The sequence below is a fragment of the Microbacterium suwonense genome (genome assembly GCF_030296555.1).
Taxonomy (GTDB): Bacteria; Actinomycetota; Actinomycetes; order Actinomycetales; family Microbacteriaceae; genus Microbacterium; species Microbacterium suwonense.
The window spans coordinates 2,457,352-2,482,203 of record NZ_AP027728.1; the positions used below are offsets into that span (position 1 = coordinate 2,457,352).

Annotated in this window: 19 protein-coding genes and 2 pseudogenes; 11 read left to right on the forward strand and 10 right to left on the reverse strand. The window is 66.3% G+C overall.

Annotation, left to right across the window (positions count from 1 at the left end):
* The 6 genes and pseudogenes from gyrA to dnaA form a co-directional block, all read right to left on the reverse strand.
* On the reverse strand, positions 1-2,562 hold the full coding sequence (gene gyrA, locus QUE33_RS12305; RefSeq protein ID WP_286300397.1) for a DNA gyrase subunit A: 2,562 nt from the start codon (positions 2,560-2,562) through the stop codon (positions 1-3).
* Between the two features lie 169 nt (positions 2,563-2,731).
* A pseudogene (gene gyrB / locus QUE33_RS12310) lies at positions 2,732-4,857 on the reverse strand (DNA topoisomerase (ATP-hydrolyzing) subunit B).
* Between the two features lie 117 nt (positions 4,858-4,974).
* Positions 4,975-5,466: a DciA family protein gene (locus tag QUE33_RS12315; protein ID WP_286300398.1), complete on the reverse strand. Its 492-nt coding sequence runs from the start codon at positions 5,464-5,466 to the stop codon at positions 4,975-4,977.
* Positions 5,453-6,634 (reverse strand): DNA replication/repair protein RecF, encoded by a 1,182-nt coding sequence (gene recF, locus QUE33_RS12320; RefSeq protein ID WP_286300399.1) that lies wholly within the window; start codon positions 6,632-6,634, stop codon positions 5,453-5,455. The genes QUE33_RS12315 and recF overlap by 14 nt, the downstream gene beginning before the upstream one ends.
* A 48-nt stretch (positions 6,635-6,682) precedes the next feature.
* Positions 6,683-7,824, reverse strand: a pseudogene (gene dnaN / locus QUE33_RS12325) (DNA polymerase III subunit beta).
* 417 nt (positions 7,825-8,241) lie between these two features.
* On the reverse strand, positions 8,242-9,630 hold the full coding sequence (gene dnaA, locus QUE33_RS12330) for a chromosomal replication initiator protein DnaA (protein WP_286300400.1): 1,389 nt from the start codon (positions 9,628-9,630) through the stop codon (positions 8,242-8,244).
* Positions 9,631-9,949: 319 nt separating this feature from the next.
* On the opposite strand from dnaA, the gene rpmH reads away from it, so the two are divergent.
* The 10 genes from rpmH to QUE33_RS12380 all read left to right on the forward strand — a co-directional run bounded on the left by rpmH (position 9,950) and on the right by QUE33_RS12380 (position 17,544).
* Positions 9,950-10,087, forward strand: coding sequence for a 50S ribosomal protein L34 (gene rpmH, locus QUE33_RS12335; protein WP_286300401.1), 138 nt, complete (start codon positions 9,950-9,952; stop codon positions 10,085-10,087).
* A gap of 19 nt (positions 10,088-10,106) precedes the next feature.
* The gene (rnpA, locus tag QUE33_RS12340) at positions 10,107-10,457 is read left to right on the forward strand and encodes a ribonuclease P protein component (RefSeq protein ID WP_286300403.1); all 351 of its coding nucleotides are present in this window, start codon (positions 10,107-10,109) and stop codon (positions 10,455-10,457) included.
* Complete coding sequence (gene yidD, locus QUE33_RS12345) at positions 10,454-10,804, forward strand: membrane protein insertion efficiency factor YidD (protein ID WP_286300404.1); 351 nt, start codon at positions 10,454-10,456, stop codon at positions 10,802-10,804. The genes rnpA and yidD overlap by 4 nt, the downstream gene beginning before the upstream one ends.
* Positions 10,805-10,807: 3 nt before the next feature.
* Positions 10,808-11,878, forward strand: a complete 1,071-nt coding sequence (gene yidC, locus QUE33_RS12350; protein ID WP_286300406.1) for a membrane protein insertase YidC — start codon at positions 10,808-10,810, stop codon at positions 11,876-11,878.
* On the forward strand, positions 11,878-12,372 hold the full coding sequence (locus QUE33_RS12355) for a Jag family protein (RefSeq protein ID WP_286300408.1): 495 nt from the start codon (positions 11,878-11,880) through the stop codon (positions 12,370-12,372). Before yidC ends, QUE33_RS12355 begins: the two co-directional genes overlap by 1 nt.
* A 215-nt stretch (positions 12,373-12,587) precedes the next feature.
* The gene (gene rsmG, locus QUE33_RS12360; RefSeq protein WP_286300410.1) at positions 12,588-13,211 is read left to right on the forward strand and encodes a 16S rRNA (guanine(527)-N(7))-methyltransferase RsmG; all 624 of its coding nucleotides are present in this window, start codon (positions 12,588-12,590) and stop codon (positions 13,209-13,211) included.
* An 875-nt stretch (positions 13,212-14,086) separates the two neighbouring features.
* Entirely contained in the window at positions 14,087-14,398 is a 312-nt protein-coding gene (locus QUE33_RS12365) for a GIY-YIG nuclease family protein (protein ID WP_286300412.1), read from the forward strand.
* 913 nt (positions 14,399-15,311) lie between these two features.
* Positions 15,312-16,193 (forward strand): ParA family protein, encoded by an 882-nt coding sequence (locus QUE33_RS12370; RefSeq protein WP_286300414.1) that lies wholly within the window; start codon positions 15,312-15,314, stop codon positions 16,191-16,193.
* 2 nt (positions 16,194-16,195) lie between these two features.
* Complete coding sequence (locus QUE33_RS12375; RefSeq protein ID WP_286300416.1) at positions 16,196-17,164, forward strand: ParB/RepB/Spo0J family partition protein; 969 nt, start codon at positions 16,196-16,198, stop codon at positions 17,162-17,164.
* Positions 17,165-17,211: 47 nt separating this feature from the next.
* Entirely contained in the window at positions 17,212-17,544 is a 333-nt protein-coding gene (locus QUE33_RS12380) for a tryptophan synthase subunit alpha (protein ID WP_286300418.1), read from the forward strand.
* A gap of 153 nt (positions 17,545-17,697) precedes the next feature.
* Here the strand turns inward: QUE33_RS12380 and trxA are convergent, their stop codons facing one another.
* The 4 genes from trxA to QUE33_RS12400 form a co-directional block, all read right to left on the reverse strand.
* The gene (gene trxA, locus QUE33_RS12385) at positions 17,698-18,021 is read right to left on the reverse strand and encodes a thioredoxin (protein ID WP_286300420.1); all 324 of its coding nucleotides are present in this window, start codon (positions 18,019-18,021) and stop codon (positions 17,698-17,700) included.
* 63 nt (positions 18,022-18,084) lie between these two features.
* Entirely contained in the window at positions 18,085-19,059 is a 975-nt protein-coding gene (trxB, locus tag QUE33_RS12390) for a thioredoxin-disulfide reductase (protein ID WP_286300422.1), read from the reverse strand.
* 131 nt (positions 19,060-19,190) lie between these two features.
* Positions 19,191-20,810: a murein biosynthesis integral membrane protein MurJ gene (gene murJ / locus QUE33_RS12395; RefSeq protein WP_286300424.1), complete on the reverse strand. Its 1,620-nt coding sequence runs from the start codon at positions 20,808-20,810 to the stop codon at positions 19,191-19,193.
* Positions 20,807-22,810: a DUF6049 family protein gene (locus QUE33_RS12400; protein ID WP_286300426.1), complete on the reverse strand. Its 2,004-nt coding sequence runs from the start codon at positions 22,808-22,810 to the stop codon at positions 20,807-20,809. The genes murJ and QUE33_RS12400 overlap by 4 nt, the downstream gene beginning before the upstream one ends.
* A 156-nt stretch (positions 22,811-22,966) precedes the next feature.
* Here QUE33_RS12400 and QUE33_RS12405 point away from each other — a divergent pair, with 156 nt between their 5' ends.
* Positions 22,967-24,727, forward strand: a complete 1,761-nt coding sequence (locus QUE33_RS12405) for a DUF7059 domain-containing protein (RefSeq protein ID WP_286300427.1) — start codon at positions 22,967-22,969, stop codon at positions 24,725-24,727.
* Positions 24,728-24,852 lie beyond the last annotated feature (125 nt).

Consider the following 24,852-nt stretch of genomic DNA (forward strand, 5'->3'; position numbering starts at 1 on the left):
TCAGGCTTCGGGTGTCTCAGCGTCGGGGATCTGGGCATCGGGGGCCTCGGTTGCGGAGGCATCCGCTTCCGTCTCGTCCTCTTCGTCGATGCCGCGCTCGCTGTTGCGGGCCACGGCGAGGATGCGGTCATCGCCCGTCATCCGGGCGAACACGACTCCCATGGTGTCGCGGCCCTTGGCAGGCACCTCGGCCACGGCAGAGCGTACCACCTTGCCGCTGGACAGAACCACCAAGACCTCGTCGTCCTCCGAGACGATCAGACCGCCCGCGAGCACGCCGCGTTCGTCGCTCAGCTTGGCCACCTTGATGCCGGTTCCGCCGCGCTTCTGCACCTTGTACTCCGCCACGGTGGTGCGCTTGGCGTAGCCGCCGTCGGTCACCGTGAAGACATACGAGTCGTCGAAGACGACGGATGCCGAGAGCAGACAGTCCTCATCGTCCTTGAACTTCATGCCCCGCACACCCTCGGTCGCCCGGCCCATCGGACGCAGCGCCTCGTCGGTGGCGTGGAAGCGCACCGACATGCCCTTGGCGCTGATGAGCAGGATGTCCTCGTCGGCGTTGACCAGCTTGGCACTGACCAGCTCGTCGCCCTCGCGCATGCGGATCGCGATCACACCGCCCTGGCGGTTGGTGTCGTACTCGCCCAGGCGGGTCTTCTTCACCAAGCCGCCGCGGGTGGCGAGCACCAGGTAGTCCTTGGCCTGGTAGTCGCTGATCGCCAGCACCTGGGCGATCTTCTCCTCCGGCTGCAGTGCGAGCAGGTTCGCGACGTGCTGACCCTTGGCATCCCGCCCGGCCTCGGGCACCTCATACGTCTTGGTGCGGTAGACACGACCCTTGTCGGTGAAAACCAGCAGCCAGTGGTGCGTGGTGGTGACGAAGAAGTGCTCGACCAGGTCGTCGGCACGCAGCTGCGCGCCCTTCACGCCCTTGCCGCCGCGGTGCTGCGAGCGGTAGTTGTCGCTGCGGGTGCGCTTGATGTATCCCTCGCGGGTGACGGTGACCACCATCTCCTCGACGGGGATGAGGTCCTCCATCGACATGTCGCCGTCGAAGCCGTGCAGGATGTGCGTGCGGCGGTCATCGCCGAAGCGGTCGACGATCTCGGTCAGCTCGGTGCGCACGATGTCGCGCTGGCGCGCCTCAGTGGCGATGATCTCCTTATAGTCGGTGATCTTCAGCTCGAGCTCGGCCGCCTCGTCGATGATCTTCTGACGCTCCAGCGCGGCCAGCCGGCGCAGCTGCATGTCGAGGATGGCCTGGGCCTGATCGTCGTCGATGTCCAGCAGCGCCTTCAGTCCCTCGCGGGCCTCGTCGACGGTGGGGGAGCGGCGGATCAGCGCGATGACCTCGTCGAGGGCATCCAGAGCCTTCAGATAACCCTGCAGGGTGTGCATGCGCGCCTGCGCTCTGCGCAGCCGGAAGCCGGTGCGCCGCACGATGACATCGAGCTGGTGGTCCACCCAGTGGGTGATGAAGCCGTCCAGCGCGAGGGTGCGCGGCACGCCGTCCACGATCGCGAGCATGTTGGCACCGAAGTTGTCCTGCAGCTGGGTGTGCTTGTACAGGTTGTTCAGCACGACCTTCGCGACGGCGTCGCGCTTGAGCACGACGACCAGTCGCTGACCGGTGCGGTCCGAGGACTCGTCGCGGATGTCGGCGATCCCGGTGATGCGCCCCTCGCGCGCGAGGTCACCGATCTTCACCGCCAGGTTGTCGGGGTTCACCTGGTACGGCAGCTCGGTGATCACCAGGCAGGTGCGGCCCTGGATCTCCTCCACCTCTACCACCGCGCGCATGGTGATCGACCCGCGGCCCGTGCGGTAGGCCTCCTGGATGCCCTTGGTGCCCAGGATCTGCGCACCGGTGGGGAAGTCCGGTCCGGGGATGCGCTGGATCAGCCCCTCCAGCAGCTCCTCACGGGGCAGCCCCGGATTGTCGAGCGCCCACAGCGCTGCCGCCGCCACCTCACGCAGGTTGTGCGGCGGGATGTTGGTGGCCATGCCGACCGCGATGCCGATCGACCCGTTCACGAGCAGGTTCGGGAAGCGCGACGGCAGGACGTCTGGCTCCTCGGTGCGGCCGTCGTAGTTCGGCGAGAAGTCGACGGTCTCCTCTTCGATGTCGCGCACCATCTCCAGCGCGAGCGGGGCCATCTTGGTCTCGGTGTACCGGGGAGCCGCGGCGCCCATGTTGCCGGGGGAGCCGAAGTTGCCCTGGCCGAGCGCGAGCGGGTAGCGCAGCGACCACGGCTGCACCAGACGCACGAGGGTGTCATAGATCGCGGTGTCGCCGTGCGGGTGATACTGACCCATCACCTCGCCGACCACGCGCGCGCACTTGGAGAACGACTTGTCGGGACGGAAGCCGCCGTCGTACATGCCGTAGATCACCCGGCGGTGCACCGGCTTCAGACCGTCGCGCACATCCGGCAGCGCACGGCCGACGATGACGGCCATCGCATAGTCGAGATAGCTGCGCTGCATCTCGGACTGCAGGTCGACCTGGTCGATGCGGCCGTGATCGTGAATCGGCTCGGGGCGTTCTTCGTCAGTCATGTGTCTTCTTCTCAGTCATCGGATGCTGTTGCTGCCGGACTCCGGAATCTTCTCTTCGCTCGCAGAGCGGGTTCCTTCCCGCTTCGCGGGCCCCTCCCGATGCTCACTCCGAGAAGATTCCTCCGTCCTACGTACGTGTTCTGTTATCCGAGATCAGCGGGGGTGTGTATTAAATGTCGAGGAAGCGGACGTCCTTGGCGTTGCGCTGGATGAAGGTGCGTCGGGACTCGACGTCCTCACCCATCAGCACGCTGAAGATCTCGTCTGCCGCGGCCGCATCGTCGATGGTGATCTGCCGAAGGGTGCGCGTGGTGTGATCCATGGTGGTCTCCCACAGCTCCTTGGCGTTCATCTCGCCCAGACCCTTGTAGCGCTGGATGCCCTCCTTGGGCAGACGCTTGCCGTTGGCGAGTCCGTGTTCCTGCAGCGCGTCGCGCTCGGCATCCGAGTACACGTACTCGTGCGGGGCGTTCGTCCACTTCAGCCGGTACAGCGGCGGCATCGCCAGGTACACGAAACCCGCCTCGATGAGCCCGCGCATGTAGCGGAACAGCAGCGTCAGCAGCAGTGTCGTGATGTGCTGGCCGTCGACATCGGCATCCGCCATCAGCACGATCTTGTGGTACCGCGCCTTGTCGATGTCGAAGTCCTCGCCGATGCCCGTGCCGAAGGCCTGGATCATCGCCTGGACCTCTTTGTTGCCCAGCGCCTTGTCAAGCCTCGCGCGCTCGACGTTCAGGATCTTGCCGCGCAGCGCCAGGATCGCCTGCGTGTGCGGGTCGCGACCCTGCACCGCCGAACCGCCGGCCGAATCCCCTCCACGAGGAAGATCTCGCTGATGGAGGGGTCCTTGCTGGTGCAGTCCTTGAGCTTGTCGGGCATCGCCGCCGACTCGAACACGCTCTTGCGCCGCGCCGTCTCACGTGCCTTTCGGGCCGCGAGCCGGGCGGTGGCCGCGTCGATGGCCTTGCGGATGATGTTCTTCGCCTGCGTGGGATTGCGGTCGAACCAGTCACCCAGCTGATCGTTCACGATCTTCTGCACGAAGGTCTTCGCCTCGGTGTTGCCGAGCTTGGTCTTGGTCTGGCCCTCGAACTGCGGCTCGCCGAGCTTGATCGAGATGACCGCGGTCAGCCCCTCGCGCACGTCATCACCGGAGAGGTTCTCGTCCTTCTCCTTGAGCAGGTTGTTCGCCCGCGCGTAGCGGTTGACCAGGCTGGTCAGCGCCGCACGGAAGCCCTCCTCGTGCGTGCCGCCCTCGTGGGTGTTGATCGTGTTGGCGTAGGTGAACACGTTCTCGGTGTACGAGGTGGTCCACTGCATCGCGACCTCGAGCGAGATCTTGCGCTCGGTGTCCTCGGCCTCGAAGTCGATGGGGTCGTCGTTGACGACCTCGGCCTTGCGCACCTTGTTGAGGTACTCGACGTAGTCGACCAGTCCGCGCTCGTAGAAGAACACGTCGGAGGGCTGCTTGGTGACGCTCGTGCCGTCTTCGGTGTCGATCTCGTAGGCGGATGCCGGGCGCTCGTCGCGCAGAACGATGCGCAGCCCCTTGTTCAGGAACGCCATCTGCTGAAAACGGGTCCGCAGGGTCTCGTAGTCGAACTCGGTGCCCTCGGTGAAGATCTCCGGATCCGGCCAGAACGTGATCCTGGTTCCGGTGCCGTCGGTCTGCTCGCCCTTCTCCAGCTGCTGCTGGGGGACGCCGCCGTCGGCGAAGCTGTGCCGCCAGACATGGCCCTTGCGCTTGATCTCCACATCGAAACGCGTCGAGAGCGCGTTCACCACCGAGGAGCCCACGCCGTGCAGACCGCCCGAGACGGCGTAGCCGCCGCCGCCGAACTTTCCGCCGGCGTGCAGGATCGTCAGCACCACCTCGACGGTCGACTTGCTCGGATCGGAGGAGTGCGGGTCGACGGGGATGCCTCGACCGTTGTCGTCGACGCAGATGCCGCCGTCCGCGAGGATCGTCACCTCGATGTTGTCGGCGTAGCCGGCCAGCGCCTCGTCGACGGAGTTGTCGACGATCTCGTACACCAGGTGGTGCAGACCACGCGGCCCGGTGGATCCGATGTACATGCCGGGCCGTTTGCGCACCGCCTCCAGGCCCTCGAGGATCTGGATCGCATCGGCGCCGTAGTCGCCGGACACCCTCCTGGACTCGGCCCGCGACTCGGCCCGCGACTCCGCACGGGACTCGGCGCTGGACTGTTCCTCCGCAGCGGAGTTGTCGGGCGCTGTCCCCTCTGAGCCGGTGGAAGGGTCGTTCTCGTCAGCAGGGGATTCAGGCGTCATCAGGAAATGGTCTCCACATCGAAAGTACCCGTTCATTCTAGCGGGTTTCGGAGACCCATCTGGCTCTCAAACGCCGTGTGATCAATTCTGGGCGCTTGAGGGGGTATTCATGATGCCCTACCCGTAGGTGTCCCGTGGGCCCCTTCCGCGCACAACCCGCGGTCCCCACTTCCAGGAGGGAACATCCGGTCCGATGAAGCGGATGTTCTCGACTCCGGCATCCGGATAGCGATTGCCGATCTCGGTCATGATGACCGCGCGCATGAACTGCAGATTCTTCGCCCAGGCGGTTGAATCGCACTTGACCGTGAGCACGCCGCGCTCCAGTGCCACCGGCTCGGAGTGCTTCGCCGTGTCGGCTCCGGCCAGCTCTGCCCACTGCCTGACCAGGTCCTCGGCCGCGAGCGTCTTCTCCCAGCCGGAGTCCTTGGTGAGCTTGGCGAGCACGTCCCCCAGCATGCCCGGGTCGCGTCCCTTGGTGAAGGGCACGTGATCGTCGTCGACCACCGTGCGCTGACGGCGCTTCCAGTTCTTCGAGCTCGGCTTGAGCCCGCGCAGCCGCAGATAGGTGGCGACGGTCTCGGGAGGCTGCGGATCAGTCATCGGCATCCGTCCTCCCATCCCTGTCGTCGCTGATGGTGCCCGCGTGAATGCGCACCACGTGGCGGTGCAGGGCTTCGGGGATGTCGGCTTCGACCGCGGCCGTGACGATCACCTGCTCGTAGCCGACGGTGATCGCCGCCAGCCGCTGACGGCGATCGGCGTCCAGCTCGGCGAAGACGTCGTCGAGGATCAGCACCGGGTCGCCGGCGGGGGACTCGGCGCGCAGCAGCTCGGCGGATGCCAGCCGCAGCGCCAGCGCCATCGACCACGACTCGCCATGCGAGGCGTACCCCTTCACCGGCAGATCGCGCACCCTCAGGATGAGGTCGTCGCGGTGCGGACCGACCAGCGTCAGACCGCGCTCGATCTCCTTCGCACGCTTGGCCTGCAGAGTGGCACGGAACAGCTCCTCGATGTCGCCGCGCGGATCGGTCGCGGCATCCGCATCCGGTTCCTGCGCCTCTTCGGGGTCGCCGCCGCGCAGCGACAGCGCCCACTCCAGCTGCGGCCCGTGGTCGGCCCCGGCGATCGCCGAGTACGCCTCGGCCAGCGGGCTCTGCAGATCGGATGCCAGACGGATGCGCGCATGGATGATCTCGGAGCCCAGCGCGACGAGCTTGTCGTCCCACACATCCAGGGTGGAGAGCCCCTCGCCGCGGACTCCGCGGGCGCGAGCGGATTTCAGCAGCGCCGTGCGCTGGCGCAGCACCCGGTCGTAGTCGGCGAGCACCCCGGCCATGCGCGGGGTGCGCTGGATCAGCAGCTGATCCGCGAACCTCCGACGCGAGGATGGGTCGCCGCGCACGATCTGCAGATCCTCCGGCGCGAACAGCACCACGTGCGCATAGCGAGGAAGCTCGTGCGGCTTCGTCGGCGAACCGTTGATCCGTGCCTTGTTCGCTCCCTGCCGGTTCAGCTGCACCTCGGCGAGCACGATGCGGCTGCCATGCGCGAGCCGTGCCCGGATGACGGCGAACTCCTGACCTTCGCGCACCATCGGGGCATCGGACGAGACCCGATGCGAGCCGAGCGTGGCGAGGTACACGATCGCCTCGGCGAGATTCGTCTTGCCCTGGCCGTTGCTGCCGACGAGCACGTTCGGCCCGCGGTGCAGGGTCAGATCGGCGGTCGCATAATTGCGGAAATCGACCAGGTTCAGGTGCTCCACAATCACGCTGTCAGCCTACCTTCGGGCCCTGACACCCGAGCTCGAGAGCGCCGATCAGCGCAGGAGCAGGTTCGGCTGCAACAGGTACTTGAACGAGTCCAGGCCGGCCTGGTCGACCGAGGTCTGACTGGTCACGAGCACCGGGCTGAGCTTGTTGGCGTTGTCGCTGGAGGTGAAGGTCACGCGGGTGAACTCGCTCTTCACAGCACCGAGCGCCTCGAGCAGGTATTGCGGGTTCAGGCCGAGGGTCACCTCGTCGCCGCCGTTCAGGTGCGCGTCGACCGACTCGGATGCCCGGGCCTGCTCGCTGCCCGAGGCGTCCATGGTCACCCCGTCCGTGCTGAACGTGAAACGCAGCGGAGCCGACCGGTCCAGCACCAGGGCGACACGACGCACGGCCTCGATGAGTTCGGCGGTGTTGACCACCGCGTAGTGGTCGGTCTGCTCGGGGAACAGCCGGCGCACCGGCGGGAAGTTTCCTTGATCAGCAGCGACGTGACGGTCTTGTTACCCGAGGTGAAGGCGATGATCTCGCGGTCGCCCGCACCCGAGAAGGCGATCTCGATGTTTCCGGCGTGCGCGAACGTCTTTCCGACCTCGGTGAGCGTGCGGGCCGGCACCAGCGCCGTCTGCTCGGAGCCCTCGCCGTCCCAGGGGACGTCGCGCAGCGAGACGCGGTAGCGGTCGGTGGCGACCATGCTGAGCGTGGTGCCCGAGACCTCCAGCTGCACGCCGGTGAGCACCGGGGTCACATCGTCGCGGGATGCGGCGAAGGCGACCTGGGCGATCGCGGTGCCGAAGTCCTCAGCCGGGACCACGCCGGTGGAACCGGTGACCTCGGGGATCGACGGATACTCCTCGACGGGCATGGCGGCGAGCGTGAAGCGTGCGGAGCCGCAGGTGACCGCGATGCCACCGTCTTCCTCGACGGCGATGTCGATCGGTGCGTTCGGGAGCCGGCTGGCGATGTCGGAGAGCAGCCGGCCATGGACCAGGATCGTGCCCGGCTCGTCGACGTTCGCCTCGATGGTGGTGCGGGCGGATGCTTCGTAGTCGAAGGCCGAGAGGGTGAGCCCTGCCTCGGATGCCTCGATCAGCACCCCCGCCAGGATCGGCTGCGGATTCCGCTGCGGAAGCAGTTTGACGACGAAGGACACAGCCTCGCTGAACACATCGCGGTTGACCTGGAACCTCACGGGCGCTCCCTCGTTGTACTTCACCCTTCGCAGTGGGCCCACTGCAGGCGATCCCATGCTAGTCGCACCGGATGCCAGGGTCGCTACTGTGCGGCGTCAGCGGCAGAGGTTCCGTCCACATCTCTCTGGTGATCGGATCGCGCTATTCAGATGGAGATCTCTTAACGGTGTTAACAACTGTGGATTCTGTGGATAAGTCGGTGGATATCAGCAGAGAGTAGGTAACTACATCCGTGTGAGATGTGGAAGCCCTGAGGAATCCGGGGGTTTCGAGGGATTGAGGCTCCGAAGTGTGATCGGAAGTTATCCACAGGCGAGAGCGATCGACGGCATCCGAAGCTCAGATTTCCACATGTTATCCACAGCCCCTGCGGACAACTGACGTGTTCCCGCGGAACGACAGGCGTGTCGCGGCGATCAGCGCCGGCTGATCTGCGTGGTGATCTCGGTGACCTGGTTGTAGATCGAGCGGCGCTCCTTCATGAGCTCGCTGATCTTCTTGCACGCGTACATCACCGTGGTGTGGTCGCGGTTGCCGAACAGCTGACCGATCTTCGGCAGCGAGAGGCTGGTGCGCTCACGACACAGATACATGGCGATCTGCCTGGCAATGGCGATCTGCTGCGACCGGCTCGAGCCGTACAGGTCGTCGACGGTGAGCTTGAAGTACGCCGCCGTCGACGTGATGATGTCGGTCGGCGAGATGACGTTGTCCTCGGTGGTGTCGACGATGTCGCGCAGCACGGTCTGAGCGAGCGAGATGTCCAGCGCCGACCGGTTCAGGCTCGCGAAGGCCGAGACGCGGATGAGTGCGCCCTCCAGTTCGCGGATGTTGGAGGAGACGACGGTGGCGATGTATTCGAGCACCTCATCGGGGATGTGCAGCGAATCGCTCTGCGCCTTCTTGCGGAGGATCGCGATGCGCGTCTCGAGGTCGGGCGCCTGCACATCGGTGATCAGGCCCCACTCGAAGCGGCTGCGCATGCGGTCCTCGAAGCCGGTGAGCAGCTTGGGCGCCACATCGCTGGTGATGACGACCTGCTTGTTGTGATCGTGCAGCTGGTTGAAGGTGTGGAAGAACGCCTCCTGCGTCTCCGCACGACCCTGCAGGAACTGGATGTCGTCGATCATCAGGATGTCGACCTCGCGATACCGGCCCTGGAACGCAGCGCCCCGGTTGTTCGCGATCGAGTTGATGAAGTCGTTCGTGAACTCCTCGCTGGAGACGTAGCGCACCTTCACGCCGGCGTACAGCGACTGCGCGTAGTCGCCGATGGCGTGCAGCAGGTGCGTCTTGCCGAGACCGGAGTCGCCGTAGATGAACAGCGGGTTGTAGGCCTTGGCGGGCGCTTCGGCGACGGCGACGGCGGCCGCGTGTGCGAAGCGGTTGGACTGCCCGATCACGAAGTTGTCGAAGGTGTACTTCGGATTCAGCCGGGATTCGTGGCGTGGTGCGGGCGGCCCATCGATCGGGGGCTCGCTGGTCGCTGCCGTCGCCGTGAAGTCCGGCACCGAGATGGGTGCGGTCGGCTGGTCGGCCAGCTCGTGATTGACGACCGTGCGATAGGAGGTGACCTCTTCGCCGATCGCAGAGAGGGCATCCATGAGCGGGATCCGCAGACGCTTGTTGATCTGTGCGGCGGTCAGGTCGTTGGGAACGTCGAGGTAGAGCACACCACCCATGACGCCGGCGGGGACGACCAGGCTGAGAAAGCCATGCAGCTGCGGCGAGACGCGCTCATCTTCGGAGAGGCGCTCGAGCAGTGTCGACCAGATCGGCACATCGGGGTGGGCTGCAGTGGTCATGTTGCTCCGGGCGAGTTGTGGAAAGGGCGCTCGAAGCGAGATCTCCCCCTGTGGATAACGTTGGATGCCACGGTAGTCATCGCATCGCCGAACAGCAAGCCGTCCGCGGAAAGACGCGGGTGTGTCGCGAGGGGCGCGTGCGTGTGGTGTTGTGGATAATGGGTGTGCGCAACCGGCGGGCGGCAGAGCGGCATCCGTCGGTGGATTTGCTCTGCGCGACGGCAGGTCGTACCCTTAATCGGTTGACTTATGCCTTCTGGCAGTACCCTCTGTCTCCGGATGAAAACAGCCCGGCGACAACCAGTTCCGGAGTGATTCCATGACCAAGCGCACCTTCCAGCCCAACAACCGTCGTCGCGCGAAGAAGCACGGGTTCCGTGCTCGCATGCGCACCCGCGCCGGCCGCGCCATCCTCTCGGCCCGCCGCGCGAAGGGCCGCGCTGAGCTCTCGGCGTAAGCCGCCGCTCGGACCCTCCGTGCTCGCCCGGCAGAACCGTCTCACACGCGGCGTCGACTACCGTCAGGTTGTCCGCCGAGGGAGGCGCTGTGGAGGGCGGCAACTGGTGACCTCCCTGCTCTCCTCGTCTGAGGGCGGAGCACCGCGGTTCGGGTTCATCATCAGCAAGCAGGTAGGAACCGCCGTGGTTCGGAACACCGTTCGTCGCCGTCTGAAGGCGGTGTGCGCGGAGTTCCTCGATCGGGTTCCCGAGGGCACGGATGTCGTCATCCGTGCCCTTCCCGCATCCGCCACCGCCGATTTCTGGGAACTGCGCGCCGGCGTCGATCGCTGCCTGAACCGCCTTCTGGCAGAGTCGGTGCGGGCATGAGCGCACTGCCGTCGTACGCCTTCGGAACCGCGCGATTCCAGGCATCCGATCTGCTGCGCGGCATCGTGCTGCTGCCGCGCAATGCCGTTCTCGCGTTCCTGGTCGCGTATCGAGCAGTGATCTCTCCCCTGTATGGGGAGGTATGCAGGTATTACCCGTCCTGTTCCGCATACGCTGTAGGTGCGGTTCAGCAGCATGGCGCGGTATGGGGGACGATCCAGTCCGCCTGGCGCATCCTGCGTTGCAATCCGTGGAGCAAGGGCGGCGTTGACGACGTTCGCCCGCACGCTCATTTCCGTTACGAACTGACTCCGCAGGGATTCGTCGTACCCCCTCGAAAGGACTGAACAGTGGGTCTTGACCTTCTGCTCGCAAGCACCGCCACCGCCGCCGCGGATGACTCCGGAGCCGGTTTCGACCTGCTCGGCACCATCCTCTGGCCGCTGAAGTGGGCGGTGGAGCTGATCCTGGTGGCCTGGCACTGGCTGCTAACCGTGGTGGGCATGGCCCCGGCATCCGGCGTCACCTGGGTGCTGTCGATCGTCGGCCTGGTGATCGTGGTTCGCGCGGCGGTCTTCCCGCTGTTCGTGAAGCAGATCAAGAGTCAGCGCAAGATGATGGAAATCGCTCCTCAACTGCGGAAAGTCCAGGAGAAGTACAAGGGTAAGCGCGATCAGCTGAGTCGCGAGGCCATGAGTCGCGAGACCATGGCGCTCTACAAGAAGCACGGCACGACGCCGGTGTCGAGCTGTCTGCCGATGATCGTGCAGATGCCGATCTTCTTCGCGCTCTTCAGTGTGCTGCGCGATGTGGGGACGCACGCCAAGGCCGGCGGTGGCGGGGTCGGGATGCTGACGCCTGATCTGACCAAGGAGTTCTACGACGCCAAACTGCTTGGCACGGTCTCGCTGCACGAGACGCTGGGCGATGCCTGGAGCGCGCAGAACACCCCGGCGATCGTGCTGCTGGTGATCCTGGTCGTGCTGATGATCGGCTCGCAGTTCTTCACCCAGCTGCAGATCATCTCGAAGAACCTGTCGCCCGAGGCCAAGACCGGCCAGGCGTACCAGATGCAGAAGATCATGCTCTACATCCTGCCGCTGGGCTTCATCTTCTCGGGTGTCTTCTTCCCGCTCGGCGTCGTCGTGTACTGGTTCGTGTCGAACCTGTGGACCATGGCACAGCAGTTCCTGGTGATCCGCGAGATGCCGACTCCGGGTTCCGAGGCCGCGCGTGCCCGTGAGGAGCGCCTCGCGCGCAAGGGCAAGGCGATCGACTCGGATGGCAAGGTCGTGCCGATGGCGGTGTATCAGGCTGAGCAGCAGCGCCTGCTCGAAGAGGCTGAGCGCGCCAAGCAGCAGGCGCCGAAGCGAGAGCAGCCGATGAGCAAGAAGCGTGCGAAGAAGAAGGGATCGAACTGATGGTCACTGAAGAGCTGAAGTCATCCGCGGAGTCGACGGTTGAGGAACTCGAGCGGGAGGGCGACATCGCTGCCGACTTCCTGGAAGAGCTGCTCGACATCGCGGACATCGACGGCGATCTGAACCTGGATGTGCGGCAGGGTCGTGCCTACGTCTCGGTCGAGGCTGAGGGCGATTCCTTGTCCACGCTCTCCGCGCCGGAGACCGTGCAGGCCCTTCAGGAGCTGACGCGTCTGGCGGTGCAGAGCAAGACCGGTTCGTTCTCGCGGATGATCCTCGACGTCGGCGGGTCGCGCGATGCGCGTCGTCGTCAGCTCGAGGCGTTGGTGGATACGGCGGTGGAGAAGCTGGATGCGGGTGCGAGCCAGGCGTCGCTGCCGGCGATGTCGAGCTATGAGCGCAAGCTGGTGCACGACATCGTGTCCGACCGCGGACTGGTCTCGGAGTCCTACGGCGAGGGTGCCGACCGTCACACGGTGATCTCCCGCGGCTGAGACCGCTCCGGGTTCCTCGGGATGTTTCACGTGAAACGGGTTCCCCTCGGTCGTTGAGCGAGCGAAGCCCCTCCCGGTCGTTGAGCGAGCGAAGCGAGACGAAACGCCCCCGCTCGCCGACACAGCCCGGTCGTTGAGCGACCGAAGCCCCTCCCGGTCGTTGAGCGAGCGAAGCGAGACGAAACGCCCTTCCCCACCGATCAGAAAGCCCACGCATGACTCCCGCCGCCATCGAGACCGAACCGTCTGCCGCGGCCGACCTCTTCGGTGAACGTATCCCCCTGGCCCGCCAGTTCACTTCGGCACTCGCTGAGGAGGGGGAGTTGCGGGGTCTCATCGGCCCATTGGAATTGCCGCGGCTCTGGACTCGGCACATCCTGAACTCTGCGATCGCCGCACCGCTGTTTCATGGTTCCGTTGCAGATGTCGGCTCCGGGGCGGGCCTGCCAGGTGTGGTGCTGGCGATCGCGAGACCTGACGTGCAATGGACGCTCATCGAGCCGATGGAGCGACGTGTCACATGGCTGAACGAGCAGATCGAGGCACTGGGCTTGGAGAATGCCCGGGTGATGCGCGCACGGGCCGAAGATGTCGGCCTTGAGTTCGATGTTGTCACCGCCCGGGCGGTCAGTGCGCTGCGCACCCTGGTGCCGATCACTGCACCGCTCGTGAAGGACGGCGGCGAGCTGATCTTCCTCAAGGGTCAGAACGTCGGTGCCGAGATCGACGCCGCACAGAAGGTGCTGAAGAAGCACAAGGTGACGGGTGTCTCGGTCGAGATCCTCGGTGAGGGTGTTCTCATGGAGCCCACCAGGGTCTTCCGCGCGCGAGTTCGTTGACACCGTTTCACGTGAAACGCCCCCCGGTCGTTGAGCGAGCGCAGCGAGTCGAAACGCGGATGCGCAACGGGGGCCATTTCGTCTCGTCGCTTCGCTCCTCGCTCAATGACCGCTTCTTCCTCGGTCGTTGAGCGAGCGAAGCGAGTCGAAACGTACGGTTTCACGTGGAACATCCGCATTTCGTCTCGTCGCTCCGCTCCTCGCTCAATGATCGGTTCTTCCTCGGTCGTTGAGCGAGCGCAGCGAGTCGAAACGTCGTCCTGATGCACGTGGGGCTCTCCTCCGGTCGTTGAGCGAGCAACGCGAGTCGAAACGAGGATGCGCAACGGGGGCCATTTCGTCTCGTCACTTCGCTCCTCGCTCAATGACCGGTTCTGCTCCGGTCGTTGAGCGAGCAACGCGAGTCGAAATGGCGTCCTGATGAACGTGGGATCATTTCGTCTCGTCGCTCCGCTCCTCGCTCAATGATCGGTTCTTCCTCGGTCGTTGAGCGAGCGAAGCGAGTCGAAACGTCGTCCTGATGCACGTGGGGCTCTCCTCCGGTCGTTGAGCGAGCAACGCGAGTCGAAACGAGGATGCGCAACGGGGGCCATTTCGTCTCGTCGCTCCGCTCCTCGCTCAATGACCGGTTCTGCTCCGGTCGTTGAGCGAGCAACGCGAGTCGAAATGGCGTCCTGATGAACGTGGGATCATTTCGTCTCGTCGCTCCGCTCCTCGCTCAATGACCGGTTCTTCCTCGGTCGTTGAGCGAGCGAAGCGAGTCGAAACGCCCAAAGCACGGTAACTCTCCCTGCACAATCGACGTTTCACGTGAAACTTCCACAGACAGTGGGATGTGGGCATAGCGGCGTTCTTCCCCTGCCTACGCTCTCACCATGACCGGCTACACGTACATTCTTCGATGCTCCGACGGAACGTTCTACGCGGGCAGCACTCGTGAGCTCGACGTACGCCTGACGTCGCACGCACAAGGGATGGGCAGTGACTACACAGCGTGCCGCCTCCCACTGGAACTCGTCTGGTTCGCGGAGTTCGATCGCATTGATGAGGCATTCGGGCTGGAGAAGCGCATCCAAGGGTGGAGTCACGCCAAGCGGCTCGCCTTCATCGAGGGCGGGTTCGACGCGATCAAGGGATGGAGCGCGCGCGAGCGCAAGCTTCGCAAGGCAACGGACCCCGGTCGTTGAGTGAGCGCAGCGAGTCGAAACGCGCGGCCCGATGGATGTGGGGCATTTCGTCTCGTCGCTTCGCTCCTCGCTCAATGACCGGGAGGGATCTCGGTCGTTGAGTGAGCGGAGCGAGTCGAGACGTGTGGTTTCGCGTGGAACGTGGGGCATTTCGTCTCGTCGCTGCGCTCCTCGCTCAATGACCGGGAGGGGGTGTCGGTCGTTGAGTGAGCGGAGCGAGTCGAAACGCGCGGCCCGATGGATGTGGGGCATTTCGTCTCGTCGCTTCGCTCCTCGCTCAATGACCGGGAGGGGGTGTCGGTCGTTGAGTGAGCGCAGCGAGTCGAAACGTGACTGTTTATCGAGGGGCATTTCGACTCGTCGCTTCGCTCCTCGCTCAATGACCGGGGAGGGCGACCTGGTCGTTGAGCGAGCGGAGCGAGTCGAAACGAGGTTCTGTATCGTGGGGCATTTCGTCTCGTCGCTTCGCTCCTCGCTCAATGACCGGGGAGGGCGACCCGGTCGTTGAGCGAGCGGAGCGAGTCGAAACGTGTGGTTTCACGTGGAACATCCCATTTCGACTCCTCACTTCGTTCGTCGCTCAATGACCGGGAGGGGATGTCGGTCGTTGAGTGAGCGCAGCGAGTCGAAACGTGACTGTTTATCGAGGGGCATTTCGACTCGTCGCTTCGCTCCTCGCTCAATGACCGGGGAGGGCGACCTGGTCGTTGAGCGAGCGGAGCGAGTCGAAACGTGTGGTTTCACGTGGAACATTCACATTTCGACTCGTCGCTTCGCTCCTCGCTCAATGACCGGTACTGCCCTCGCTCAATGACCGGAGGGTTGGAGGGATTAGAGTGGTAGACGGTCCCGAAAGGAGTCCATGTTTCACGTGAAACGATCCGACAACGCATCACCGAAGCAGGATTTCGGGATGGATACGCCGCTCGCTCGGGAACTCGCCGACCTCTCCAGTCGACGCAGAGCACTCGCAGAGGTCACCGTGTCCTTCCCCGGTGAACCTCGCATCTTCACGGTGTCGAACCAGAAGGGCGGCGTCGGCAAGACGACGTCGGCGGTGAACCTGGCATCCGCTCTCGCCGGATTGGGCGCGAAGGTTCTCGTGGTCGATCTCGATCCGCAGGGGAACGCCTCCACGGCACTCAGCATCACGCACACCGCCGATACGCCGAGCGTCTACGACGTGCTGATCAACGAGCTTCCCTTCGCGGACATCGTGCAGTCGAGCCCCGAATCCCCCAATCTGTTCTGTGCGCCGAGCACGATCCACCTGGCCGGCGCCGAGATCGAGCTCGTCTCGCAGGTCGCTCGCGAGTTCCGGCTGCGTCGAGCGCTGGAGACCTATCTTCACGAGAACGCGATGGACGTCGTGATCATCGACTGCCCACCATCGCTGGGACTGCTCACCATCAACGCCTTCACCGCGGCATCCGAAGTTCTCATCCCGATCCAGGCGGAATACTACGCGCTCGAGGGGCTGAGTCAGCTGCTGGGCAATATTCAGATGATTCAGAAGCATCTGAACCCCGAGCTTCAGCTGACCACGATCCTGCTGACGATGTTCGACGCTCGAACGCGTCTGTCTCAGCAGGTCGCGGAAGAGGTGCGGCATCACTTCCCCGAGCAGGTGCTCGACGCGGTCATCCCGCGATCGGTGCGCGTGTCCGAGGCACCGAGTTTCGGACAGACGGTGATCGCCTACGACGCCACGTCTGCGGGCGCGATCGCCTACCGGGAAGCAGCAGTCGAGATCGCACGGCGAGGCGAACAGTCCTCGCAGAACAAGGAGCAGTAGTGATGGCCAAACGCACCGGACTCGGTCGGGGAATCGGCGCCCTCATCCCCACCGCAGATCACACGGAACGCCCGGTGGACGTCTTCTTCCCCGGCGCGACGAAGGTGAAGACGGATGCCGAGGAAGTCACAGCCACGACTGACATTCCTGAACTCGCCGAGGTACCCGGCATCCGTCTGGTCCAGATCGACCCGAACACCATCGTCCCGAATCCGCGGCAGCCGCGCACGCACTTCGATGAGGAGCATCTCGCAGAGCTTGTGCACAGCGTCCGGGAGTTCGGCGTGCTGCAGCCGGTCGTCGTGCGCAAGAACACCGCGGGCGAGTACGAGCTGATCATGGGGGAGCGGCGCACGCGCGCTGCCCGTGAGGCCGGCCTGACGGAGATCCCGGCGATCGTCCGTGAGACGGCCGACGAGGATCTGCTTCGTGATGCGCTGCTGGAGAACCTGCATCGGTCCGAGCTGAATCCGCTGGAGGAGGCTTCTGCCTATCAGCAGCTGCTGGAGGACTTCGGCATCACGCAGGAGGAGCTGGCCACCCGCATCGGCCGCTCCCGTCCGCAGATCAGCAACACAATCCGTCTGTTGCGCCTCCCGGTCGCCGTGCAGCAGCGTGTCGCCGCCGGTGTGCTCTCGGCGGGGCATGCCCGCGCGATCCTCTCGGTCGAAGACCCGGAGCGGATGCAGCACCTGGCCGACAAGGTCGTCAACGAAGACCTGTCCGTCCGCGCGACGGAAGCCGCGGCGAAGAGCCTTCCGGTGAACCCGGGAAAGTCGCCCAAGCCGCAGCCGGGAGCGCGACGTGCATACCTGGACGAGGTCGCGAGCAAGCTCGGAGACCGTCTTAACACCCGCGTCCAGATCTCTCTGGGAGCACGTAAAGGCCAGGTCAAGATCGAATTCGCATCGATCCAAGACCTCAACCGCATCCTCGCGGATCTGGGCGAGGAGGAGTACGGGTCGCGCTGACGCCGAGCACGATGCGAAGTGTCGGTGGAACCTCTTAGGCTGGAACGGTGACCGACTCCGTACCGCGCCGAGCCAGCCTCGAGCTGCTCCGGGCCGAGGCATCCGACGAACTGGCGGTGCTGATCCAGGAGCGGCTGCGCGCGGGTGAGGATCCGTGGGACTTCATGGACGACCTCCCCAGTATCGACGAGCTCGTCGTCTACCTGCTGCGTGCGGAGAACATCGTCGCCAACGACGGGGTGCGCCCGAACGCCGCCCGGCACTATCGCGTGCTGCGCCAGATCGCCCTGGACTACCCCGCGTTGACGGAGACGGTGTGGCGGATGCTGGGATCGCAGAGTCATCGAGCCTGGGACCCTACGATCGCCGACGCCTCCTGAGACGGAGCCCACGCACGCCGCCGCACGACACCCGCGCCCGCACCCCGCACACGGCACGGGCTCCTCGCGGCACGGGCTCCTCACGGCATCCGTACCCAAAGAATAAGCCCGCCACCTCGGAAGGCGACGGGCTTCTCCGAAACGAGGCGGGGATCAGCCGATGAACTCGGCGAGGTCCTGCTCGAGGGCGAACTTCGGCTTGGCGCCGATGATCGTGGTCTTCACCTCACCGCCGTGGAACACCTTCATGGCCGGGATCGAGGTGATCTGGTACTGCATCGCGAGGTTGGGGTTCTCGTCGACGTTGAGCTTGAGGATGGTGATCTTCTCGGGGTGCTCGGCCTGAATCTCGTCGAGAACGGGCGAGACCATGCGACACGGCCCGCACCACGCGGCCCAGAAGTCGACGAGAACGGGGCCGTCGGCCTGGAGCACGTCCTGCTCCCAGGTCGCCTCGGTGGTTGCCTTGGCTGTCATGAATTCTCCTTGTTCGGTGTCTACCGGTGAAACGTCGGATGCGGCGAAAGTGTTCCCGCCGACTCAGCCGGCGATGACCTCGGCGGCCTCGGCCGCCGGCACCTCGACGGAGGCGTCTTCGAGGGATGCCAGGAAGTGCTCCACGTCCAGTGCTGCGACGACACCCGATCCGGCAGCCGTGGCGGCCTGACGGTAGGTGGGGTCGATCACGTCGCCGGCGGCGAAGATTCCGGGAACGGAGGTGCGCGACGAGCGGCCGTCGACCCAGATGGTGCCCTGATCGGTCAGGTCGAGCTTGCCGTGCACGAGGTGGGTGCGGGGGTCGTTGCCGATCGCGACGAACACGCCCTGCAGGTCCAGCTCGCGGGTGGAGTCGTCGACGGTCGAGCGCAGGCGCACACCGGTGGTCTCGAGCTCGCCGAGGATCTCGTCGACCGTGCTGTTCCAGATGAACTCGATCTTCTCGTTCGCGAAGGCGCGCTCCTGCATGATCTTCGAGGCGCGCAACGAGTCCTTGCGGTGGATCACATACACCTTCGACGCGAAGCGGGTCAGGAACGTGGCCTCTTCCATGGCGGAGTCGCCGCCGCCGACGACGGCGATCGTCTTGTCGCGGAAGAAGAAGCCGTCGCAGGTGGCGCACCACGAGACGCCGTGGCCGGAGAGGCGCTCCTCGCCTTCGACGCCGAGCTTGCGGTACGCGGATCCGGTGGCGTAGATGACGGCGGATGCCTCGTGCACGGCGCCCGTGCCGAGGGTGACCTTCTTGACCGGCCCGTCGACGTCCAGCGAGACGACGTCGTCGTACAGCACCTCGGTGCCGAACTTCTCGGCCTGCTCCTGCAGCTTCACCATGAGGTCGGGACCCTGGATGCCTTCCGGGAAGCCGGGGAAGTTCTCGACATCCGTCGTCTTGGTCAGCTCTCCGCCCACCTCGACCGAGCTCGCGACCAGCAGCGGCTGCAGGTTGGCACGCGCCGCGTAGATGGCGGCACTGAATCCGGCCGGACCCGAGCCGATGATGATGACCTGACGCATGTGCTCTCCTCTGTCGGCGGGCACGCCTGAGCGTGCGTCGGAACCGCCACGATTGCTTCAACCCATGGTAACCGCGGCGCATTCCCTGACGCTGAAGGGCACCGCATCCGCTGCCGTGTCAGACCCGACGGTCAGCGCGACGGCAGGAACCGCTTGACCAGGCCGGTGGCCGCCGACAGCTCGGGAGCGCGGATCACGATCAGCACCACCGCGTACACGACCACGGCCACGAGCCCGATCACGCCGGTGCCGACGGCGCCGAGCAGCTTGTCGACGAAAGTCGATCCGGTCTGGCCCGCCGTCCAGCCCGCACCGGCGCCGAGCAGCAGGAAAGTGCCCCAGCCGGCGAACCCGGCCGGCACGGCGGCGATGGCGAAGCGCAGCAGCGACAGCAGTGTGCGCGGCAGTTCGAGACCACCCAGTCGGTTGCGCAGGATCCAGATCGCGATCACCGTCTGAACGAGCCCGGCGACCGACTGGCCCAGAGCCACGGCGGCGGCGAGCTGGTCGAGTGGCGCCACAGCGGCGGCCAGCAACGAGAAGCCGATGATCAACGCGACCTGCACCAGCGTGAACAGGAAGGGCGTGCGCGTGTCGCCGTAGGCGTAGAAGGTGCGCTGCACGATGAACAGCAGCGACAGGGGCACGAGTCCCACCAGGTAGCAGATCAGCACGGGCGCAGCCTGGATCGCCTGTGCGGGATTGTCGGTGAAGATGCGGGTGGCCGGAACGGATGCCACGGCCAGCGCCACCCCCGAACCGAGGACGAACAGCGCCACCACGCGCATGCAGCGAGCCACGTCGCCGCGCACCTCTTCGTGGCGGTCGGCGGCGGCGTGCTCGGCGATCTGCGTGAAGTACGGAGTGCCGATCGAGATCGCGAAGATCGAGTACGGCAGCATGAACACCAGCCAGGCGGCCATCATCAGCGCCGTAGAAGGGTGCTCGCCCGACGCCGCAGTGACCACCCGCGTCTGGATGAGCCCGGCGATCTGGCCGGCGATGACCATCAGGAACGTCCACCCGGCCAGCGTGCCGACCTGACCCAGACCGACGCCGCGCCACCGGAAGTCGGGCCGCAGCCGCAGCCCCGTCGCCCGCCACGCGAACAGCAGCAGCGCGGCCTGAACGGCGATGCCGAGAGTGGCCGTCCCGCCGATGACGGCGATCATCGACGGGTCCCAGGTGAGCATGTCGCTGCGGTTTCCACCGAACAGTGCGATGAACACGAGGAAGCCGATGATCGAGATGACGTTGTTCGCGACTGGCGTCCAGGTGTACGGCCCGAACACGCGCTTGGCGTTCAAGGTCTCGCCGATGAGCGCGTACAGGCCGTAGAAGAAGATCTGCGGCAGGCACCAGTAGGCGAACGCGGTGCCCATCGCCAGCTGGTCAGGAGTGAACTTCTCGGCGTAGAGCACCACCAGCTGCGGGGCGAACAGCATCGCCAGCACGGTCGCCCCGAGAAAGACCACGGTGCCGAGGGTGAACAGCTTGGAAATGTATGCCCTGCCGCCGTCGCTGTGCACCGCCGACTTCACGATCTGCGGGATGATCACGGCGGTGAGGATGCCGGTCTGGATGATCGTGAAGACGTTGTTCGGCAGCTGGTTCGCGACCGCGAAGGCGTCGGCGGGGCGACCGAAGCTGCCGATGGCCGCGACGAGCACGATCGTGCGCACGAGTCCGGTGATGCGGGAGACGAGCGTCCCCGCGCCGAGGATCGCACTGGCACGGCCGAGACTGCTCATTCGCTCTCCTTCGTCGAGGCGCCCGCCCCGTCACGGCGCTTGCGCCGCACGGTGCGGATCAGACCGAAGACCAGCAGCAGGGCGATCGCGCCACCGAGGATGCCGAGGCCGATGCCCTCCCAGTCGGCGCGCAGTGTGACATCCGCCACCTCAGTCGATCCGATGGCCACGCCGGTCGCGCTGGTGAGCCGGAACTGCACCCGTACGTCGCCGCTGGCCACGCGCGCCTCGATCGGCACGTCGATGCGCGTGCTGCCGTCGGCGCCCGCTTCGACCTGCGTGCTGCGCTGAATGTCCAGGCGCGGGTCGGACGGCAGGCCGTGCAGGGTCACGTGCACGGTCCACGGCAGATCGTTGCGCACCCAGACGGGCAGCGGTGCGGCCGAGGTGATCAGCTGCACGGGCTTGGGGCGCTGGATGCCGACCGAGTTCAGGATCGTGTGCACATGCTTTGCACGCGCCGCTGCGGCGGCGGTGAAGTCCTCGTCGGTCATCCCGACCGCGATCGTCCTCAGCATCCGGATGCGCTCGGGAGCCATCAGCAGGGCCGGCACTTCGAGGATCGACGAGAACGCCTGCATCCGCTGCTCGCCGGCCAGCATCGTGGTCAGAGCGGCGGGCCTGGTGGAGCCGACGGGGTCGATGAGGGCTGCGGATGCCGGTGCTTGCGCCCGCAGCGAGCTGAGGCTGATGCCGGGCGTGGCGAAGGCGCTCAGCAGTTCGCGCAGCGCTACGGGGGAGCGCGTCTCCGACCTGGTGAGCCCGACCAGAACGGTCGGTGCGGAGTGGGTGGCGAAGAAGAGGTGCCCGGCGGCGCCGGCCAGCGCGCGAGCCACATCGACTGGCTCGGTGAGTTCGACGGCGGTCGAGAGGCGGTCGGATGCTGCAGCATCCATCACCAGGATGCTGTTCCCTTCGACAGCCGAGTGCGCGCGGGTCGCCCCAGAGAAGGAGGTGGAGGGGAGGATCGTGGTGGCATCGTCGCCGAGGTACCCGGTGAAGGCGGCGAGGTCGGCGGCGGTGACATCGTCGCGTGGCCAGAGGATGTCGGTGCGTGCGCCGGCAACGCCGGTCAACACCGCGTTGTCGGGGAGCGCGGGATCAGGGGCGGATGACGCGCTGGGGGTCGGGGTCGCTCCGCTCTGCGGGAAATCATCGGGCTGCAGAAGCGGGGTGAGGTCGGGAGGCTGAAGCAGTGACTCCTGGCCCTCATGCGCCTGCGTCGTCGCGTCGGCATCCGCGAACTGCAGGATGATCATGTCGTTGGGGAGCTGCTCGAGGCGCTGGAGCCAGTCCGTCGCGGCCCGCGGGGCGCGGGTGCCGAGCATCCGGATGGCGGCGGGGATCGCGGGATCGATGGCGAGGATAGCCGATGTGTCGGTGACGGCGTCGAGCTGCCCGGTGAGCATGCCGTCCGGCGCGGTGAGCGTGGCGAGCTCATCGGCGCTGAGCAGTGCTCCGTCGGCCGGTGTGGCGGTGATCGGAACCAGCACCCCGACCTGCTGCTGGCCGGCGGCCGCGACGACCAGCACCGAGCTCGCGGTCGGCGTCCAGGCAGTGGTGTCCGCGTCGTCGGTGGTCGCACCGGTCAGCCGCGCGGTGATCGGGTAGACGCCCGGCGCGAGGGTGCCGAGCTCGGTGGCATCCGCGATGCTGCTGACCTCCACGCTCTCGCCGGCGGCGACGGCCGGGGTCTCCTCGGTCGCGACGGTGCGGAACGTCCCCGAGAAGGCGCCGGTGTCGAGCCACGCGTCCAAAGTCGCGGCATCGGCGAGAGGCGTCGTGTTCACCTCCAACGAGGCCGATCCGACGCTCAGAGTGTGATCGGTGCCGTTCACGATCGTGATCGTGGTGACCAGTGGGCCGTTCGGGTCGATCCGGGCGCTGGGGCCGGCGGAGACACCCAGGGTGACGGCGGGGGCGTCGTCGGGCTCCTGTACGTCGTCGTCGGCGGATGCCGGGGACGCCCCGCCCAGCGCGATGGCACCGACGACGAGCACCGCGGCGAGCCGGCTCAGCAGCCGATGCGCGCGCGGACGGAATCCGTCGCGGGGGAGATCGCAGTCATAGTTCGGGTCGATGAAGCCGTGATCGCGGCCGACTCGACGTCCCCGATTCTAGGCGGAGCGGTGTGAGGAACCCTGAAGGCGCGTAGAGTGACGGCCGTGCCGGACCGTGCCCACCCCCGCCCCGATCCCGTTCTCGCGCAGGTGCTCGCCGCCGACCTGGATGCCGCGGACTTCCGTTCCGACCCGCTGCGGCGGCTGTGGGGAGAGGAGGCGGACGACGCCCTGGCCCGTGGGATGCGTGAGCCGATCCTGCGCGCCATCGCCGATCGCGACGACGCGCTGGCGACGCTGGGACGGCTCTGGGTGCTGGGCCTGCCGCAGCCGCGTGCTGCCGTGGAGCGGGCCGTTCCGCGCGTGGGCGTGGAGGGGCTGATCGGGCTGGGGCTGATCCGTGCCGATGGTGCCGGGGGAGCGGATGGCGCCGACGTGCGGCCGCAGGCCATCATCCGCCCGCAGTCGTTCGTGGATGCCGACGGCGTCGGCGAATGGTGGATCGCGAGCGACCTCGACGAGGTCGCGTTGGGCACTTCGCTGCCCACCGATCACGTGCTCGGGGTGGGAGGTGCCTCGCGCACGCTCGCCGAGCTGGTGATCCCGGGCGCGGTCGACCGCGCGCTGGATGTCGGCACCGGATGCGGAATCCAGGCGCTACTGGTGTCGCGCCGCGCGCGTCAGGTGATCGCGACCGACATCTCGGAGCGGGCGCTGGCCTTCGCCGAGCTGAACGCGCAGCTGAACGGCGTGCGGAACGTCGAGTTCCGGGCCGGGAGCTTGTTCGAGCCTGTGGCGGGGGAGGCCTTCGACCTGATCGTCTCCAACCCGCCGTTCGTGATCACCCCGCGCGTCACCGGCGTGCCGGAGTACGAGTACCGCGACGGCGGGCTGGTGGGAGACGGGCTGGTCGAGCTGTTCCTGCGCTCGGCATCCGCGCATCTCGCCCCCGGCGGCGTGGCGCAGCTGCTGGGCAACTGGGAGTCGCGCGGCGGCGTGGACGGCCTGGACCGCGTGCGGTCGTGGATCGACGACGGCCTGGATGCGTGGGTGATCCAGCGCGAGCGGCTCACGCCGCTGGAGTACGCCGAGCTGTGGATCCGCGACGGCGGCACCCTGCCCCGGGATGCCGGATTCGCGCCGCTGCTGTCCGCCTGGCTCGATGATTTCGCCGCCCGGGAGGTGACCGCAATCGGGTTCGGGTACATCCTGCTGCGCCGTCCGGCATCCCTCCCGTCCGCCGTCACGCCCGCGGTCACCTCGTCGGCCGACCCGTCCGCGGTCCCGTCCGCCGCCACCTCGTCGGCCGGCACGTCCGCCGTCCCGTCCGCCGTCACCTCGTCGGCCGACCCGTCCGCGGTCCCGTCCGCCGTCCCGTCGTCGGCCGGCACGCCAGATGTCGGACCGGATGCCGGGAATCGTCCGACATCTGGCGTGTCGGCCCCCGATTCGTATCGGCCCCACGGCCGGCTGCGGCGCTTCGAGACCATCACGCAGCCCGTCGCGGACCTCGGTCGTGCCCTGGTGACGGGACTGGCCGCGCATGATGCGCTGGCCGACGGCATCCCGGAGCGCCTGGTCGTCGCATCCGATGTGACCGAGGCGCGCCACCATATGCCGGGCAGTGACGATCCCAGCGTGATCGAGCTGCGACAGGGCGGCGGATTCGCGCGAACGATCAGCGTTGACTCCGCGCTCGCCGGGTTCGTCGGAGCCTGCGACGGCGAGCTGACCGTCGCGCAGATCGTCGCGGCGCTGGCCGACCTGTTCGAGGTGCCGCTGGCGGAGCTCTGGGACGATCTGCACCCCCGCATCCGTTCGCTGCTGCTCGACGGACTGCTGCTCCCGGCGGACTAGTCCCCCCGTGTCCCCATTGTCCAGGTCGCGGAAAACGTCGCTTTCCCGGCGTTTCAGCGACATCCATTGCGACCTGAACGGGGGATGCGGCGGAATAGCCTGCGCGATTCATGCGTTCGCATAGA

Bases quoted from the DNA above. Each gene is read 5' to 3' on its own strand.
- QUE33_RS12365 (WP_286300412.1), top strand. From the start codon at position 14,087: ATGACCGGCTACACGTACATTCTTCGATGCTCCGACGGAACGTTCTAC.
- rpmH (WP_286300401.1), top strand. From the start codon at position 9,950: ATGACCAAGCGCACCTTCCAGCCCAACAACCGTCGTCGCGCGAAGAAG.
- murJ (WP_286300424.1), bottom strand. From the start codon at position 20,810: ATGAGCAGTCTCGGCCGTGCCAGTGCGATCCTCGGCGCGGGGACGCTC.
- trxA (WP_286300420.1), bottom strand. From the start codon at position 18,021: ATGACAGCCAAGGCAACCACCGAGGCGACCTGGGAGCAGGACGTGCTC.
- rsmG (WP_286300410.1), top strand. From the start codon at position 12,588: ATGACTCCCGCCGCCATCGAGACCGAACCGTCTGCCGCGGCCGACCTC.
- yidD (WP_286300404.1), top strand. From the start codon at position 10,454: ATGAGCGCACTGCCGTCGTACGCCTTCGGAACCGCGCGATTCCAGGCA.
- dnaA (WP_286300400.1), bottom strand. From the start codon at position 9,630: ATGACCACTGCAGCCCACCCCGATGTGCCGATCTGGTCGACACTGCTC.
- QUE33_RS12355 (WP_286300408.1), top strand. From the start codon at position 11,878: ATGGTCACTGAAGAGCTGAAGTCATCCGCGGAGTCGACGGTTGAGGAA.
- gyrA (WP_286300397.1), bottom strand. From the start codon at position 2,562: ATGACTGACGAAGAACGCCCCGAGCCGATTCACGATCACGGCCGCATC.
- QUE33_RS12370 (WP_286300414.1), top strand. From the start codon at position 15,312: ATGGATACGCCGCTCGCTCGGGAACTCGCCGACCTCTCCAGTCGACGC.
- trxB (WP_286300422.1), bottom strand. From the start codon at position 19,059: ATGCGTCAGGTCATCATCATCGGCTCGGGTCCGGCCGGATTCAGTGCC.
- QUE33_RS12375 (WP_286300416.1), top strand. From the start codon at position 16,196: ATGGCCAAACGCACCGGACTCGGTCGGGGAATCGGCGCCCTCATCCCC.
- QUE33_RS12315 (WP_286300398.1), bottom strand. From the start codon at position 5,466: ATGCCGATGACTGATCCGCAGCCTCCCGAGACCGTCGCCACCTATCTG.